General features: G+C 62.6%; 14 protein-coding genes. 8 read left to right on the top strand and 6 right to left on the bottom strand.

Annotated features, from left to right (window positions below):
• Positions 1-28 precede the first annotated feature (28 nt).
• From NL123_RS14580 to NL123_RS14570, 3 genes are all read left to right on the top strand, one after another.
• Positions 29-1,663, top strand: coding sequence for a methyl-accepting chemotaxis protein (locus NL123_RS14580; RefSeq protein WP_058426145.1), 1,635 nt, complete (start codon positions 29-31; stop codon positions 1,661-1,663).
• A 209-nt stretch (positions 1,664-1,872) separates the two neighbouring features.
• Entirely contained in the window at positions 1,873-2,436 is a 564-nt protein-coding gene (gene pnuC / locus NL123_RS14575; protein ID WP_494358095.1) for a nicotinamide riboside transporter PnuC, read from the top strand.
• Positions 2,433-2,981: an AAA family ATPase gene (locus tag NL123_RS14570; RefSeq protein WP_248488220.1), complete on the top strand. Its 549-nt coding sequence runs from the start codon at positions 2,433-2,435 to the stop codon at positions 2,979-2,981. Before pnuC ends, NL123_RS14570 begins: the two co-directional genes overlap by 4 nt.
• On the opposite strand, the gene NL123_RS14565 is transcribed toward NL123_RS14570, so the two are convergent.
• Positions 2,943-3,383: a MarR family winged helix-turn-helix transcriptional regulator gene (locus NL123_RS14565; protein ID WP_494358094.1), complete on the bottom strand. Its 441-nt coding sequence runs from the start codon at positions 3,381-3,383 to the stop codon at positions 2,943-2,945. The two genes, NL123_RS14570 and NL123_RS14565, sit on opposite strands and share 39 nt — an antisense overlap.
• Positions 3,384-3,457: 74 nt before the next feature.
• On the opposite strand from NL123_RS14565, the gene NL123_RS14560 reads away from it, so the two are divergent.
• On the top strand, positions 3,458-4,579 hold the full coding sequence (locus tag NL123_RS14560; RefSeq protein WP_494358093.1) for an FAD-dependent oxidoreductase: 1,122 nt from the start codon (positions 3,458-3,460) through the stop codon (positions 4,577-4,579).
• On the opposite strand, the gene ggt is transcribed toward NL123_RS14560, so the two are convergent.
• Complete coding sequence (ggt, locus tag NL123_RS14555; RefSeq protein ID WP_248481750.1) at positions 4,573-6,297, bottom strand: gamma-glutamyltransferase; 1,725 nt, start codon at positions 6,295-6,297, stop codon at positions 4,573-4,575. The genes NL123_RS14560 and ggt overlap by 7 nt on opposite strands.
• 163 nt (positions 6,298-6,460) lie before the next feature.
• Here ggt and NL123_RS14550 point away from each other — a divergent pair, with 163 nt between their 5' ends.
• Positions 6,461-7,108 (top strand): TetR/AcrR family transcriptional regulator, encoded by a 648-nt coding sequence (locus NL123_RS14550; RefSeq protein WP_494358306.1) that lies wholly within the window; start codon positions 6,461-6,463, stop codon positions 7,106-7,108.
• Positions 7,109-7,228: 120 nt separating this feature from the next.
• Here NL123_RS14550 and NL123_RS14545 read toward each other — a convergent pair whose 3' ends face one another.
• From NL123_RS14545 to NL123_RS14530, 4 genes are all read right to left on the bottom strand, one after another.
• Positions 7,229-10,762 carry a molybdopterin cofactor-binding domain-containing protein gene (locus NL123_RS14545; protein ID WP_494358092.1) on the bottom strand — a complete coding sequence of 1,178 codons (3,534 nt, stop codon included), beginning with the start codon at positions 10,760-10,762 and terminating at the stop codon, positions 7,229-7,231.
• Positions 10,762-11,244: a (2Fe-2S)-binding protein gene (locus NL123_RS14540; RefSeq protein WP_494358091.1), complete on the bottom strand. Its 483-nt coding sequence runs from the start codon at positions 11,242-11,244 to the stop codon at positions 10,762-10,764. Before NL123_RS14540 ends, NL123_RS14545 begins: the two co-directional genes overlap by 1 nt.
• 142 nt (positions 11,245-11,386) lie before the next feature.
• Positions 11,387-11,821 carry a MarR family winged helix-turn-helix transcriptional regulator gene (locus tag NL123_RS14535; protein ID WP_179040838.1) on the bottom strand — a complete coding sequence of 145 codons (435 nt, stop codon included), beginning with the start codon at positions 11,819-11,821 and terminating at the stop codon, positions 11,387-11,389.
• Positions 11,822-12,009: 188 nt separating this feature from the next.
• Positions 12,010-13,062, bottom strand: coding sequence for a 2,5-dihydroxypyridine 5,6-dioxygenase (locus tag NL123_RS14530; protein WP_494358090.1), 1,053 nt, complete (start codon positions 13,060-13,062; stop codon positions 12,010-12,012).
• A 317-nt stretch (positions 13,063-13,379) separates the two neighbouring features.
• Here NL123_RS14530 and NL123_RS14525 point away from each other — a divergent pair, with 317 nt between their 5' ends.
• From NL123_RS14525 to NL123_RS14515, 3 genes are read left to right on the top strand one after another with little or no spacing between them, the layout of a single operon-like run.
• Positions 13,380-14,513, top strand: coding sequence for an FAD-dependent monooxygenase (locus tag NL123_RS14525; protein ID WP_248481759.1), 1,134 nt, complete (start codon positions 13,380-13,382; stop codon positions 14,511-14,513).
• On the top strand, positions 14,510-15,307 hold the full coding sequence (locus NL123_RS14520) for an alpha/beta fold hydrolase (RefSeq protein ID WP_494358089.1): 798 nt from the start codon (positions 14,510-14,512) through the stop codon (positions 15,305-15,307). Before NL123_RS14525 ends, NL123_RS14520 begins: the two co-directional genes overlap by 4 nt.
• Before the next feature lie 14 nt (positions 15,308-15,321).
• Positions 15,322-16,074 carry a maleate cis-trans isomerase family protein gene (locus NL123_RS14515; protein ID WP_010210656.1) on the top strand — a complete coding sequence of 251 codons (753 nt, stop codon included), beginning with the start codon at positions 15,322-15,324 and terminating at the stop codon, positions 16,072-16,074.
• Positions 16,075-16,189: the final 115 nt, after the last annotated feature.

The following is a 16,189-nucleotide window of genomic DNA, read 5'->3' as shown; positions in this document are numbered from 1 at the left end:
ATTATAAAAAGCACGGAGTGACAGGACGATGAACAGTTTGCGCAATATGTCGATCAGCCGGCGTCTCTGGCTGATCCTGATAGTCGCCGTGCTGATGCTGCTGGCCCTGGGTTTGCTGATGCTCAAGCAGATCCACGGCGACCTTTACCAGGCCAAGCGCCAACAGACCCAACACGTGGTCCAGACCGCCAGCGGGATCCTGACGTTTTATCACGGCCTCGAAACCACCGGCGTGATGACCCGCGAAGCGGCCCAGAAACAAGCCCTGAGTGCCGTGCGCGGCTTGCGCTACGACCACGACGACTATTTCTGGATCAACGACCTCACGCCCGTGATGATCATGCATCCGGCCAACCCCAAGCTCGACGGCCAGAACCTCTCGGCCATCCGCGACCCCGACGGTTTTGCGGTGTTCAACGAATTCGTGAGCCTGGCCAAGGCCAAGGGCGCGGGCATCGTCAACTATCGCTGGCCGAAACCGGGTGCGGAAGCGCCGGTGGCCAAGACCTCGTACATCCAACTGTTCGAGCCGTGGGGCTGGATCATCGGTTCCGGCGTGTACGTGGACGATGTGCAGGCCGAGTTCAGCGGCCAGGTGTGGAAAGCCTCGTTTATCGGCCTGGGTATCGCGGTGCTCATGGCGTTGCTGGTAGCGCTGATCGCCCGCAGCATCGTGCGGCCGTTGCAGGACGCGGTGAACGCCATGGGCAACATCGCCAGCGGCGAAAGCGACCTGACCCGCAGCCTCGACACCCACGGCCAGGACGAAGTCACCCAACTGGCCCGGCACTTCAACAGCTTCACCGCCAAGCTGCGCCAGGTGGTCAGCCAGTTGCAGGAATGCGCCAACGCCCTGGGCCAGTCGTCCCAGGAACTGGGCACCAATGCGACCCAGGCCCATGATCGCAGCCAGCAGCAGTCCCAGCAGATGGAACTGGTAGCCACCGCCATCAACGAAGTCACCTACGGTGTGCAGGATGTAGCCAAGAACGCCGAACACGCCGCCAGCGAAATGCGCGATGCCCAGGCCCAGGCGCAGCAAGGCCAGGTCAATATCGACGGCAGCCTGCAGCAGATCGACCAGCTCTCCGGCACCATCAGCCAGGCGGTGGAGGTGATCCGCACCCTGTCCGCCGAAAGCACCCAGATCGGCAGCGTGCTCGAAGTGATCCGCTCGATTGCCGACCAGACCAACCTGCTGGCCCTCAACGCCGCGATCGAGGCAGCCCGCGCCGGCGAACAAGGTCGTGGCTTTGCGGTGGTGGCCGACGAAGTGCGGCTGCTGGCCCAGCGCACACAAAAGTCCACCGCCGAGATCCAGGGCATGATCGAACGCCTGCAAGGCCATTCGGAAGCCGCGGTCAAGGTGATCAGCGACAGCCACAGCGCCTCGCAACTGACCATCGAACAAGCCGGCCAGGCCGGGGCCAGCCTGACCGCCATCGGCCAAGCGCTGCGCAACCTCAACGGCCTCAACGCCTCGATTGCCAGCGCGACGCTGCAACAGGCCCATGTGGTGGAAGACATCAACCAGAACGTCACCCAGGCGGCGGGCTTGTCCCACAGCACCGCGCTGGCGGCGGAGCAATCGAGCGTGGCGAGTGGACAGTTGCGTGGCCTGAGTGAACAGCTCGACGGCCTGCTGCGCCAATTCAAAATCTGATGCTGCTTGTGGCGAGCGGGCTTGCCCCGCGTTGGGCTGCGCAGCAGCCCTAAAACCAGACACCGCTTACTGTCAGGCAGTACGCGCCGTATTTATGGGGCTGCTACGCAGCCCAACGCGGGGCAAGCCCGCTCACTACAGAGATAATGCCCGCAGCATTCTTCTTTGGTTACAATCCCCGCCCTCTCCCACTCCCCCAAGGAACCATCATGTCCGGGCTTGAACTGTTCGCCGCTACCCTCGGGGTGATCGCGGTATGGCTGACGGTCAAGCAAAACCCCTGGTGCTGGCCGATCGGGCTGGTGATGGTGTTGCTGTACACCTGGGTGTTCTTCGACGTAAAGCTCTATTCCGACATGCTCTTGCAGGTGGTCTACGCCGCGCTGCAGGTCTACGGGTGGTGGCAGTGGACCCGCGCCGGCGAGGTCAAGCAAGGGCGCCAGGTCACCAGCCTGGGCGTGCCGGCGATCATCGCCAGCCTGGCCGTGGGTGCGGTGGGCAGCCTGCTGCTCGGTGCGGCCATGGCCCACTGGACCGATGCCGCCCAGCCCTGGCTCGACGCCGCCCTCACCGGCTTCAGCCTGGTGGCACAGATGTGGATGGCGCAGAAGCGCGTACAGTGCTGGCCTCTGTGGATTGCGGTGGATGTGATCTTCGTCGGGCTATTCCTCTACAAAGGCCTGTACCTCACCGCAGCGCTCTACGCGCTGTTCACCGTGATCGCCGTGCAAGGCTGGCGTGAATGGCGCGCCGACCCGGCGTTGCACCAATGAAGGTGGTGGTACTGGCCGGCCCGGAATCCAGCGGTAAAAGCTGGCTGGCGGCAGAGTTGCAAGCGCATTTCGGCGGGTTGATGGTCGGTGAATACGTACGCCATTTCATCGATCACCATCAGCGCGACACCACCCTGGCCGACATCCCGGCCATTGCCCGAGGCCAACTGGCCTGGGAAGACGCCGCCCGCGCCCGGCAGCCCGAACTGCTGATCCTCGACACGCACTTGCTGACCAACAAGCTCTGGAGCCAGACCCTGTTCGGCGACTACCCCGCCTGGCTCGACAGCGAACTGCTGGCCCGCCACTACGACCTGCACCTGCTGCTCTCGCCGGACGATGTGGAATGGACCGCCGACGGCCAGCGCTGCCAGCCGGAGCTGGCGGATCGCCAAGCGTTCTTCCGAGGCGGCCTGGAGTGGATCGAGCACCATCAGCAGCCCGCCCTGGTGATTCGTGGTCATTGGGCACAGCGCCGCGCCAGCGCATTTGCAGCGGTTGAACAGCTACTCTCCGGCACGCTCCAGGTTGGCATTCACCCTTAGCAGCAACGCCAGCAAGGTCGCCTCCTCCTCTTCACTGAACCCCTCCAGCGCCTGCGCGCTGCCTTGCAGCATGATCGCGCGGGCGGCGGGCATGCGTTCGCGCGCCGCGTCGGTCAGGGTAATCAAGCGGCTGCGTTTGTCAGCCGGGTCAGCCACCCGTTCGATCATGCCGTCACGCTCCATACGACCCAGCAACTGGGCCATGCTCGATTGCTCGACACGGGCGATGCGCACCAGTTCGGCCTGCGGCAACCCCCCGCTGCGCTTGAGCGCCACCAGCACCGGAATCTGCGCGACAGCAAAGCCCAGCGCTCTCAGGCGACCTTCGTAGAGGCGGATGAACCCCCGGTTCGCCATGCCGATCTGTTGCATGGGGTTTGGAGCAGGCGTTTGAATCTTCATGAGGGCGTTGACTTTCCATAGGATCCTATGAACTAAATGTATAGGATCCTGTAAACATCGCCAAGGACAACTTCATGCATACCTCGTTGCGCATCGCCATCGTCGGCGCCGGCCCCGGCGGGTTGACCTTGGCGCGAATCCTTTACCGCCATGGCGTCAACGCCAGCGTGTTTGAACGTGAACGTAGCCCGCTGGAGCGCCCACAAGGTGGCACGCTTGACCTGCATGCCGAATCCGGCCAACTCGCCTTGCAGCGTGCCGGCCTGGAGGACGCGTTCAAACGCATCGCCCGTTACGAAGACCAAGGCTCGCGCTTGATGGATCAACATGGGCGCTTGCTGTTCGAAGCCCCCAACCCGAGCGCAGGCGACCGCCCTGAAGTCGACCGCACCGCCTTGCGCCAGGCGCTGCTGGATTCACTGCCGCAAGACTGTGTGAGCTGGGGTGTCAGCGTCACCGACGTTCGCCCGACCGGTGATGAACGTTGGACGCTGCATCAAGACGCGCTCACCCACGGGCCCTTCGACCTGGTGGTGGGTGCCGACGGCGCCTGGTCGAAAATACGCCCGCTGCTGTCGACCTATCAGCCGCAATACAGCGGATTGACCTTTATCGAATTCGGCATCGACGATGCAGACTGTCAGCACCCGCATCTCGCCGGACTGGTTGGCCGAGGCACCCTGCAGGTTACCGGAGAAGCCAAGGCGATCATCGTGCAGCGCAACGCCAACGCGCATTTGCGCGGCTATGCGATCTTCCGTGTACCGTCCGACTGGGCAGCCGATCACCTCAGCCTGCCCGCACTGAAAGCCCAGTTCCATGGCTGGCACCCGCAGGTATTGGCATTGTTTGATGCGGCGAACGAGACGGTACTGGCGAGACCGATCTACGCCCTGCCCGTCGGCCATCGCTGGTCCCACCGCCAGGGGTTGACACTGATCGGCGATGCGGCCCATCTGATGTCGCCGTTTGGCGGCGAAGGGGTGAACGCGGCGATGCTGGATGCGGCTGAACTGGCGCAGCACCTGCTGGAGACACTCGACTGCTCATCCGCAGTGCAGGCCTATGAAAACCACATGTTCGAACGGGTGATACCGGCGGCCCAGGGCAGCGCCGAAGGCGCCGCCATCCAGTTATCCCACGACAGCCTGGCGCTGTCCCTGGCCCACCTGCATCACCACCTCACGCCTCAGTAGCCCAGCGACAGCCCCGTATTGCGACGCGGGTCATTCGCCCCATAGAAGCGGTTGTTACCCACCGGTTTGCCATCCAGCGACGGTGCGCCCACCAGGATCGCCGCCAAGTGGTTGGCATCCTGCGGACCGGCAAACTTGTGGCCCCAGCTTTCAAGGATCTTCTGGGTGTCCGGGCTCACGGCAAACCGCTCGAGGTTGGTGGTTTCCGGCATCCATTGCTGGTGGAAACGCGGCGCGTCCACGGCTTCCTGGATATTCATCTTGTAGTCGATGACGTTCAGGATGGTCAGCAAGGTCGCGGTAATGATGCGGCTGCCACCTGGCGTACCCACCACCATCACCGCCTTGCCGTCCTTGGTCACGATGGTCGGGCTCATCGACGACAGCGGCGCCTTGCCCGGTGCGATGGCGTTGGCTTCACCCTGGACCAGGCCGTACATGTTCGGCACGCCGACCTTGACGGTGAAGTCGTCCATTTCATCGTTTAGGATCACCCCGGTCTTGCTCGCCATCACGCCCGCACCGAACCAGTCGTTGAGGGTGTAGGTAACCGACACCGCGTTGCCCCACTTGTCGACGATGGAATAGTGAGTGGTGTTGTTGCCTTCATGGGGTGACACGCCTGGCTTGATCGCCTGGGAGTCACCGGCCTTCTGCGGTTCGATGGCGTCGCGCAGTTTGGCCGCGTAGTTTTTGTCCAGCAGGTGCTCGATCGGGTTCTTCACGAAGTCCGGGTCGCCGAGGTAGCTGTTGCGGTCCACGTAGGCGTGGCGCATGGCTTCGATCTGGTAGTGCAGGCCTTGGGCCGAGTGATAGCCCAGATCAGCCATCGGGTAGCCTTCGAGGATGTTCATGATCTGGCAGATCACTACGCCACCCGAGCTGGGAGGCGGTGCCGAGACCACGTGATAGCCACGGTAGTCGCACTCGATGGGCGCCAGTTCGCGAGTCTTGTACTTGTCGAGGTCAGCCTGGGTGATGATGCCCTTGCCGGCCTGGCTGGAATCCACCAGCGCCTTGGCCACCCAGCCTTTATAGAAACCGTCGCTGCCCTTGGCCGAGATTTCCTTGAGGGTCTTGGCCAGGTCCTTCTGCACCAACTTCTGGCCGACCTGCATCGGCTGGCCGTTATGCAGGAAAATCCCGCGCATGTCCTTGTCTTTTTCAAACTCGCCGGTAGCGGTGTGCAGCAGGTCAATGTCGCCCTGCTCCAGCGCAAAGCCGTTTTCCGCCAGCTTGATCGCCGGGGCGATGACCTGGGCGCGCTTGAGGGTGCCGTACTTGCTCAGCGCCAGCTCCATGCCCGACACGGTGCCGGGCACGCCGACAGCCAGGTGGCCCTTGGCGCTGAGGCCGTCGATGACCTTGCCGTCCTTGTCCAGGTACATGTCGGCGGTGGCCGCCAACGGGGCTTTTTCGCGGAAGTCGAGGAAGGTCTTGCGCCCGTCCGCCAGTTGCACGGTCATGAAACCGCCGCCGCCCAGGTTGCCCGCCGCCGGGTACACCACCGCCAGCGCATAGCCCACGGCCACGGCAGCGTCGACCGCATTACCGCCGGCCTTGAGCACATCTACACCCACATGAGTTGCCAAATGCTGGGCCGTCACCACCATGCCATTTTCACCGGCCACCGGGGCCTGGGAAGCGGCTTGCACACCACTGACGGTCAACACCAGGGCTGTGGCAATCAAGGTACGGCTGAAAGGTTGGTATTTCATCCATGGCTACTCTAGTTATTGGGACGCACCAAAATAGCCCGTTGCGGATTTAATCCCCAGCGCAATGGCGTTTTTATTACAGAACTTGTCGGTCACAGAACGGACCTGAAAACGCCCATGCTATATTTCGCGCCCTGACTGTCCCGCAAGGCGCTCTGACATGGTGATGATCAAGAAGACCGGCATCCGCGCCCAACAGGCCGACCAGACCCGCGCGCGCATCCTCCAGGCGGCGGTCAAGGTGTTCACCCGTGACGGTTATTCCGGCGGGCGTGTCGACACCATTTCCAAGGAAGCCGACTCCAACGACCGCATGCTTTATTACTATTTCGGCAGCAAGGAACACCTGTTCGTCTGCGTGCTGGAACACATCTATGAGCAGTTCAACAAAGCCGAAAGCAAGCTCAAGCTGGACCTGGACGCACCGGAGCAGGCCCTGCGCGACCTGGTGGCGTTTATCTGGAATTACTACGTCAAGCACCCGGAATTCGTGGCGATCCTGAGCATCGAGAACCTGCACCAAGGCAAGCATGCCCAGCAATCCGGCGAGATGCGCAGGTTGTCCGGTGAAGCCGTGGGCGTATTAAAGCCGATCATCGAAGCCGGCCAGGCCCAGGGGGTGTTTCGCCAGGATGTCGACCTCAAGCACGTGTACTTGATGATCGCCTCGCTGTGCTACTTCTATAACTCCAACCGGCATACCCTCAGCTCATTCCTCGGTGAAGACCTGGCGAACAAAGGGCAGCAGCAGGATTGGCTGAGTTTTATCAGTGATTTAGTGATACGTGGCGTCACCCCGCCCTCCCTGTAAACACCCAATCAAAATGTGGGAGGGGGCTTGCCCCCGATACAGGTACATCAGCCAGCCTATGTTTAGCTGACCCACCGCCATCGGGGGCAAGCCCCCTCCCACCTGTTTTACCCCATTGCGTCAATGGGTGCCGGGGTTGGCGCGCAGATGCGCCACCTTCTGCTCCAACCCCTTCCACTGCGGCGCATTCGGCGCAAATTGCCCGCGCAGATACGCCGCCAGATCCACCACTTGGCTGTTCGACAAACTGTCCTTGAACCCCGGCATATACCCCAGGTCCTTGGTCGCCGGGTGGCTGATGCCTTGCAGAATCACCTTGATCAGGTTATCCGGCTGGTCGCTGTGCACATTGGTATTGGTCGCCAGCGACGGGCTCACCCCAAACAGCTTCGGTCCCAGCCCATCGGCATGGCAGGCCTTGCATGAACCTTCAAATACGCGTCGGCCATTGGGATTCGGCACGCTGACCGCCGCCGCCACCTGGGCCTCGGCTGCGGCTTCGCCATTGAGCGATGCCAGGTACACCGCCATCGCACGGATATCCGCCTTGGGCAGCTTGGACAATTCACTCACCACTGGCCCCATCGGGCCTGCGGCCACGCCATGGGCATCGGAATAGCCGGTACTCAAGTAGGTGAACAACTGATCTTCGGTCCATGGCGTCGGCGCCTTGGACAGGCCGGTCAGTGCCGGCGCTTCCCAGCCATCGACCATGCCCCCGGCCAGGAACGCCTTGCCGCCCTTCTCCGCCCCCATCCAATTGCGCGGTGAATGACAGGCCGCGCAATGCCCCAGGCCATTGACCAGGTAATTGCCGCGATTCCATTGCTCGCCGCGCTCAGGCTGCGGGGTGATTTCTCCGCGCCGCAGGTTCAACGCGTTCCACCCCGCCATCAACGGCCTGATATTGAACGGAAAGCGCATGGCATTCGGCGTCGGCGCCTGGCTCACCGGCGCCTGGGACATCAGGTAGGCATACAGCGCTTGCATGTCTGCATCGTTGATATTGCGAAACGCCGTGTAGGGAAACGCCGGGTACAGGTTGCGCCCGTCGCGGCCAATCCCATCGCGCATCGCGCGCTCGAACGCCGGGTACGACCAGGCACCGATGCCGGTCTTCACGTCCGGGGTGATGTTGCTGCTGTACAGCGTGCCGAAGGGGGTTTCCATCGCCAGCCCACCGGCATTGGTCGCACCGCCCGGCGCCGTATGGCACACCGCGCAATCACCGACTGCCGCGAGCAAGCGCCCGCGTTCCAGGGTGGCCTTGGACCAGGTGCCGGCGCTGGGCGGCGCAATCGGGGCGATTTCATTGTGGAAGGGCCAGGCCGTCGCCAACACCGCGCCCAAGGTGGCGAACAACGCGCCGAACCACCATTTGCGCCGTTTCTCCGGCGACTTGGCCGGCTCGCCCAAGGTGCCGGCATTCAGCGCCGCCAATACCCGCTCCGGGGTGATCGGCAGCTCACGAAACCGAATGCCGGTGGCGTCGTAGATCGCATTGGCAATCGCCGCCGCGCTGGGCACCGAGGCCGACTCACCGGCGCCCATCGGCGGCTGGTCCTGGCGCGGCATCATCATCACGTCGATCTGCGGTACCTCAGGGAAGGTCAGGATCGGATAGCCGCCCCACTCCTTGCTCGCCACCGTCGACTCCTCAAAGGTCACGCGCTCCTTCAGCACACGGCTGGTGGACTGGATCACATTGCCGTGGATCTGGTGCTGCACCCCAGCCGGGTTGATCATCATCCCCGAGTCATGGCCGATCACCACGCGTGTCACCGACACATCACCGGTCTGCTTGTCGATGGCTACGTCCGCGACCCATGCCGCCCAGGCCGCGCCGAAACCAGGAAACTTGCTGTGGATGTAGCGCGCGTAGGCAAAGCCCCGGCCACGCAGCAGGTGATCGTCGTTGGCGGTTTGCATCGGCGCGGTGCGCGGCGTCCAATTGGCGCGCTCGGCGGTGGATTTGACCAGGTCGATGGCACGCTCGTCCTTGAGGTAGCGCAGGCGGTACTCCACCGGGTCGACACCGGCGGCGAAGGACAATTCATCGATATAGGATTCGTGGGCGAAGGTGTTGGGCAACGCCGACACACCGCGCATCCACGACGCACGCACGATGGGCGCCATGTCGTTGATGCTCACGCGCATGTTGTCGATGTCGTAGGGCGGGATCGAGGTGCGGTCACCCATCTCGAACATCGCCGCCACCGGTTCCACGCGGCCGGTCAGCAACAACGCCAGGGTTGGCGCGCCGTTGGAGGGGTAACTGGTTTCAAAGTCGTAGGCGGCAATGCTGCCATCGGCGTTGAGGCCGCCATCCACATCCATCAACTGCGCAGTGCCCTTGGGCTCCCACAGGTGTTCCTGTTCACGGGTCAATTGCACGCGCACCGGTTTGCCCACTGCACGGGACAGCAACAGGGCATCGGCACACACATCATCCGCACAATTGCGTCCATAACAGCCGGCGGCTTCCATGCGAATCACATCGATCAGCGCCTCATCACACTCCAGCAGCCACGCCAGGTCGGCGCGCAGCAGGTGCGGGTTCTGGCTGCCCGACCACACCCGGCTGCCGGCCGGCGAGTAATCCGCCACGCCACAGGAAGGGCCGATCGAGCCGTGCATCTGGTACGGCCACAGGTAACTGCGCGGCATGCGTTGGCTGGCACCCGCCAGGGCTTCATCGACATGGCCCTGGTCAAGCACGGTGCGGCGCACGCGAGGGTTGTCGCGGATGGCCTGCTCGACATCACTCATGTCCGGCAAGGCGTGGTTCCAGGGCTTCCAGTGCACCTGCAAGGTGCTGGCGGCCTTGATCGCCTGCTCTTCACGCAACGCGACCACGCCGACAAAATCGCGGATGACCACCACCGCAACAATGCCGGGAATATGGGCGATGGAGGACTCATCCACGTTCAACAGGCTGTTGCCGACAAAATCGCCGCAATCGAGCCCCGCATACGGTGGGCGGATCACCCGTCCATGGAGCATGCCCGGTACGCGCATGTCGTGCACGTAGGTCAGTTCGCCAGTGGCCTTGCCGGGGATATCCACCCGTGCGGCGCCCTTGCCCACCAGGCGATAGTCCTCAATGGCCTTTAACGGCGCGTCACCGCTGATGCGCAGCTGGTCGTGCTGGCCGCTGACCAGTTCACTATAGGTAGTGGTGCGCCCATCTGGCGCTTGAATAACGCCAGCCTCCACTTTCAGGCTGGCGGTACTCACACCCCAGCGTCCCGCTGCCCGCGCCAACAGAAAACGCCGGGCTTCGGCAGCCGCGTTGCGCAGGGGGACCGCTGATATCTGCAAGGTAGCGCTGGCAATGGTCGCGCCCTGGTTGGGCACGCGCTCGGTATCCCCAAGCACCATCTGCACCTGGTCCATCGCCAGGTCCAGTTCCTCGGCCACGATCTGCGCCAGCGACGTACGGATGCCGGTGCCCAGGTCCACATGGCCGTTGAACGCATACACCAGGCCGTCATCGTTGACCGCAATAAACAGTCCAAGCTCCTTGGGCTTGACCGTAGGCGTGCCACCCTTGGCCACCGGCCCCGAAGGCGGCAGCACCTCATCGACGATCAACAGGACGCCGGCCTTGGCCAGCCATTGGTCACGGGAAAGCGGAATGTTCGGCATGGTCATCAATCCACGGTCAGCAGGCGGGCCGCACGCAGCACGGCGCGCAGGATTTCGATATGGGTGCCGCAGCGGCAGAGGTTGCCCGACAGCTCGTTGCGCACCTGGGCTTCGCTGGGGTTGGGGTTACGGTCAAGCAAGGCCTTGGCGGTCATGATCATGCCGTTGAGGCAGTAGCCACATTGCGCGGCCTGCTCATCGATAAAGGCTTGTTGCACCGGGTGCGGCGCCTGGCGCGTGCCCAGGCCTTCGAGGGTGACAATCTCGCGTCCCACGGCCCCCGACAACGGAAACACACAGGCGCGCGCCGCCACCCCATCGATGATCACGGTGCAGGCACCGCACTCCCCCAGGCCACAGCCATATTTGGGACCATTGAGTTCCAGGTCATTGCGCAGCACCAGCAACAGCGGTGTGTCCGCTATAGCGCTGACTTCGCGTGTTTGCCCGTTGACCTCAAGCGCTACTGTGATGTGCTGGCTGATCATGTGCTTCGCCCGTAACAGTTGGTGAAGTAATCACTACATGAAACAGTCAAAAAAAAGCATCGCGGACCTGGGGCCTCGCGACACACTTGACTGGTGAAGTAGTTACTACACGAACTTAGAGCAAGATCGGTGCCAGCAGTGACTATTCCTGGGGATCGTCGATCATCTTGCGCAACAGGAACAGTACCGCCACCCGTTCGGCCGGGTTGAGATTGCTCATGGTCAATTCACTGATCTGCGCGGCACGGGGCGCGGTCTGGGCGACCAGTTCGGCACCTGCCGGGGACAGGTCCACCACCACTTTGCGTTTGTCCTGCGGGTCCGGTTCCAGGCTGATCAGTGCCTTGGCCTTGAGTCGCTCGACGATCCCGCGAATGGTCGCCTGGTCCACGGCGGTCGCCTTGACCAACTCGGTCAGCGAACTTGCACCGTGATCGCGCAGTGCACACAGCGTCACGAACTGCACGGCGGTGAGCTGGGAGTCGCCGACATTCTGCTGGAAGATCGCCAGGTGGCGCTGGTAGGCCTTGCGCAGCAGGTGGCCAACTTGTTCAGAAAAGACGTAGGAATCAGGCACGGCTTGGCTCGGTGGATGGCTGGCGATGGGGAAGCATGATGGCTTCGTTGTTGGATGCACTCAAGTTTCTCATGCTCGAATGTAGTCTACATGTGGGAGGGGGCTTGCCCCCGATGGCGGTGTATCAGCAAGCTAATTTCCAGCTGCCCCTCCGCCATCGGGGGCAAGCCCCCTCCCACATGGGTTAATCAGCGGGCCAGGGAGCCTGCTGGGGCAACCACATCCCCCGCAATCACAACCGCCTCATCATCCAGGTACACGTCGCAATTACGCAGCGGAATATCCATATGGCACGGCGTCTTGCGTGTCCCGCCCACCTCGGTGTTCGGTCCGGTGGAGAACAGGAAATTACCGTAGAACGCCCGCGCATCCATGCACATGCCGTCGTTCTTGTCGTGCAGGCCCATGGCCGTCCACTGTGCCCGTGGTTGCAGGCCCCAGCCGATATGGGAGATGCCGTACACCTCGGGGTCGTCGAAGTACTTCATGTAGTCACGCAGGTATTCGGCCTCGAATCCCCCGTGGATCTTTGTGATGAAGCCCTTCTCGATCTCCAGTGTGATCTTCTCGCGGGTGTAGGTCTTGAAGGGCAGCAGGATGTCGCCGATGTCCAGCACCAGCACGCCCTCGGCGGTTTCTTCGTTGGGCCAGGAAAACAGGAAACCGCTGGGCCAGTGGTCCCAGCGTCCCGGTTCATCGGCAAAGCCGTATTCGGTCACGGAGGGGTATTGCCCCAGGGCGGCACGGAAGTCACTGCCGGCGCGGGATTTGACATGGATCGAACGCGCCTTCTTCAACAACTGCTCGGCCGCCAGCACACGCACCTTGTCCTCTTCGGTGGGCAGCATGCGCGCCAGTACTTCCGGAGGTTCCACGGCCAGCAGGATGCGCGTGCCGGTCTTGAGGATCTGCTCCTGCTCCGGCGAGTGCAGCAGCATCATGGTGTCGACGATAAGGTCCGCCGCTTCAAGGGCGCGCTGCGCGGCGATATTGCCAGTGAGCGCGGTGTCGCCGCAGTAGGCGGTCATGTCGTTGCCCATCGCCTTGGGATGGTTGAACGAAGGCAACTCCACCGCATACACCTTGGCCCCCAGGCGCTGCGCAGCATCCATGGCGGCACGCACGGTGCGCGGGTCGGAGTAATGGCTCTTGAGCACGGCGACGCTCTGGGTCGGGTCGACCTTGGACAGCTTCAACACGTGCTCGAACATCTGGGTCAATTCGCAATCGCTTACCGGCATTTTCCTGTCTCCTGTGGGTCTGCACCAAGTTCAGGCACTGCGCTTCACTCTAGTGCATTTTTATAGCGTATACGCCATTTAATAACGATAAGAACCGAATTGCGAACAGACTGCAAGCGGCGCACTATAACGTTACCTATCGATACACACCCAGCATTTGCTAGATACATAGCGTTACACAGGATAAATATGGCCAAAAAATAAATTTGCCAAGACAGGCTTCCCATTTCAAAAAATGAGCGTATACACTTTAAAAACCTTGCAGACAGTTGCCGCCGAACATCACAAAGAATCACCAAGAGAGAGGAACACGCCCCATGGGAAGCACTCAAAAAATCGCCATCGTCGGTGCCGGTCTCGGCGGTGCCGCCGCTGCCACCCTGTTGCAGCAAGCCGGCTTCGACGTCGATGTGTATGAGCAGGCGCCGGAGTTTTCCCGGTTGGGCGCGGGGATCCACATGGGCCCCAACATCATGAAAATCTTCCGCCGCATGGGCATCGAAAAGCAGCTGGACCAGATGGGTTCGCACCCCGAGCACTGGTTCAGCCGCTGCGGTGAAACCGGCGACTACCTCTCGCGCATTCCGCTCACCGGCTACGGCGCGTCCTACATCACCGTGCACCGTGGCGACCTGCATGCGCTGCAGATGTCCACCCTCAAGCCCGGCACCCTGCACTTCAACAAACGCCTGGAAAGCCTCGAAGAAACCGACACCCAGGTGCGCCTGACCTTCGCCGACGGCCAAGTGACCTACGCCGACATCGTGATCGGTGCCGACGGCATCAACTCCAAGATCCGCGAAGAACTGCTGGGCGTGGAAAAACCCCTGTACAGCGGCTGGGTCGCGCACCGCGCACTGATCCGTGGCGACCAGCTCGCCAAGTACAACCACAAGTTCGAAGACTGCATCAAGTGGTGGACCGAGGACCGCCACATGATGGTCTACTACACCACCGGCAAGCGCGACGAGTACTACTACGTGACCGGCGTACCCCACCCCGAATGGGACTTCCAGGGCGCGTTCGTCGACAGCAGCCGCGAAGAGATGTTCGATGCCTTCAAGGGCTACCACCCCACTGTGCAAGCCTTGATCGAATCCACCGACAGCGTGACCAAATGGCCGCTGCGCAACCGCAACCCACTGCCGCTGTGGAGCCGTGGTCGCCTGGTACTGCTCGGCGACGCCTGCCACCCAATGAAGCCGCACATGGCCCAGGGCGCCGGCATGGCCATCGAAGACGCCGCCATGCTCACCCGCTGCCTGCAGGAAACCGGCATCAGCGACTACCGCACCGCCTTCGAGCTGTACGAAGCCAACCGCAAGGAACGCGCCTCGCGGGTGCAAGCAGTGTCCAACGCCAACACCTGGCTGCGCACCCAGGAAGATCCGGCCTGGGTCTACGGCTATGACCTGTACGCCCAGGCACTGAAATCGGGGGTGGCCGCGTGAGCACCTTCCTCTACGGCGGCAACGTGCAGGCCAACGGCATTCGCCAGCATTACTTGCGCTACGGCGGCAAAGGCCCGGCGCTGATCCTGATCCCGGGCATCACCAGTCCTGCGATCACCTGGGGTTTCGTCGCGGAGCGCCTGGGCGAGCAGTTCGACACCTACGTGCTGGACGTGCGCGGTCGCGGGCTGTCCTCCACCGGCCCCGAACTGGACTACAGCGCGGATACCTGCGCCGACGACATCGGTGCCTTTGCCGATGCGCTGAACCTGGACAGCTACCACCTGATGGGCCATTCCATGGGCGCCCGTTTTGCCGTACGCAGTGCGGTCAAACATCCGCAGGGCGTGAAGCGCGTGGTGCTGATCGACCCGCCGGTGTCTGGCCCGGGTCGGCGTGAGTACCCGAGCAAACTGCCGTGGTACGTCGATTCGATCCGCCAATCTCTGGTCGGCATGGACGCCGAGGCGATGCGTGCCTTCTGCGCCACCTGGACCGACGAACAACTGCAACTGCGTGCCGAATGGCTGCACACCTGTTATGAACCCGCCATCGTGCGCGCCTTCAATGACTTCCACACGGTGGATTTCCACCAGGACCTGCCCCACCTCAAGGCCCCGGCCCTGCTGATGGTCGCGGGTCGCGGCGGGGTGATCCTCGATGAGGACATTGCCGAAATCCAGGACCTGCAATCGAACATCCAGGTCGCCCGCGTACCCAACGCCGGGCACATGATTCCGTGGGATGACTTCGAGGGTTTCTTCCACGCCCTCGGCGACTTCCTCACACAATAAAAACGGAGACCACCATGCAGAAGCCTTACCGCATCGGCCAGATCGTGCCGAGCTCCAACACCACCATGGAAACCGAGATCCCGGCGATGCTCACCGCGCGCCAGGCGATCCGTCCCGAGCGCTTTACCTTTCACTCCAGCCGCATGCGCATGAAGCAGGTGCGCAAGGAAGAACTGGCGGCCATGGACGGTGAGTCCGACCGTTGCGCCGTCGAACTGTCCGACGCCAAGGTCGATGTGCTGGGCTATGCGTGCCTGGTGGCGATCATGGCCATGGGGCTGGGGTATCACCGCAACTCCGAACAACGCCTGCGCAAGGCCACTGCCGACAACGATGCCAACGCCCCGGTCATCACCAGCGCCGGCGCCTTGATCGAGGGGCTGAAAGTGATGGGCGCCAAGCGCATCGCCATCGTCGCGCCGTACATGAAACCGCTGACTGAGCTGGTGGTGAACTACATCCGTGAGGAAGGCTTTGAAGTCGTAGATTGGCGCGCCCTGGAGATCCCCGACAACCTCGAAGTGGCCCGCCACGACCCGGCCAACCTGCCGGCCATCGTCGCCGGCATGAACCTGGAAGGCGTCGACGTGATCGTGCTGTCCGCCTGCGTGCAGATGCAGTCGCTGCCGGTGGTGGCCAAGGTCGAGGCGCAAACCGGCAAGCCGGTGCTAACCGCCGCTATTGCCACCACCTACGCCATGCTCAAGGCATTGGACCTGGAGCCCATCGTGCCTGGCGCGGGTGCCCTGCTCTCCGGTGCCTACTAATTGGAGTGCAAAGCACTTCTGTGGTGGTGGCGAGCGGGCTTCTGTGGTGAGCGGGCTTGCCCCGCGTTGGGCTGCGCAGCGGCCCCAAAAAAAGCGGGAGCGCTACGCACTCCAA

The organism is Pseudomonas sp. FBCC-B1565, from assembly GCF_059133265.1.
The sequence above is the reverse complement of the archived record's forward strand: the minus strand, read 5'-3'. Positions and strand labels throughout refer to the sequence as shown.

What these genes read in the sequence shown, in the direction of transcription:
- NL123_RS14580 (WP_058426145.1), top strand. Translation starts at nt 29, where the DNA reads ATGAACAGTTTGCGCAATATGTCGATCAGCCGGCGTCTCTGGCTGATC.
- pnuC (WP_494358095.1), top strand. Translation starts at nt 1,873, where the DNA reads ATGTCCGGGCTTGAACTGTTCGCCGCTACCCTCGGGGTGATCGCGGTA.
- NL123_RS14570 (WP_248488220.1), top strand. Translation starts at nt 2,433, where the DNA reads ATGAAGGTGGTGGTACTGGCCGGCCCGGAATCCAGCGGTAAAAGCTGG.
- NL123_RS14565 (WP_494358094.1), bottom strand. Translation starts at nt 3,383, where the DNA reads ATGAAGATTCAAACGCCTGCTCCAAACCCCATGCAACAGATCGGCATG.
- NL123_RS14560 (WP_494358093.1), top strand. Translation starts at nt 3,458, where the DNA reads ATGCATACCTCGTTGCGCATCGCCATCGTCGGCGCCGGCCCCGGCGGG.
- ggt (WP_248481750.1), bottom strand. Translation starts at nt 6,297, where the DNA reads ATGAAATACCAACCTTTCAGCCGTACCTTGATTGCCACAGCCCTGGTG.
- NL123_RS14545 (WP_494358092.1), bottom strand. Translation starts at nt 10,762, where the DNA reads ATGACCATGCCGAACATTCCGCTTTCCCGTGACCAATGGCTGGCCAAG.
- NL123_RS14540 (WP_494358091.1), bottom strand. Translation starts at nt 11,244, where the DNA reads ATGATCAGCCAGCACATCACAGTAGCGCTTGAGGTCAACGGGCAAACA.
- NL123_RS14530 (WP_494358090.1), bottom strand. Translation starts at nt 13,062, where the DNA reads ATGCCGGTAAGCGATTGCGAATTGACCCAGATGTTCGAGCACGTGTTG.
- NL123_RS14525 (WP_248481759.1), top strand. Translation starts at nt 13,380, where the DNA reads ATGGGAAGCACTCAAAAAATCGCCATCGTCGGTGCCGGTCTCGGCGGT.
- NL123_RS14515 (WP_010210656.1), top strand. Translation starts at nt 15,322, where the DNA reads ATGCAGAAGCCTTACCGCATCGGCCAGATCGTGCCGAGCTCCAACACC.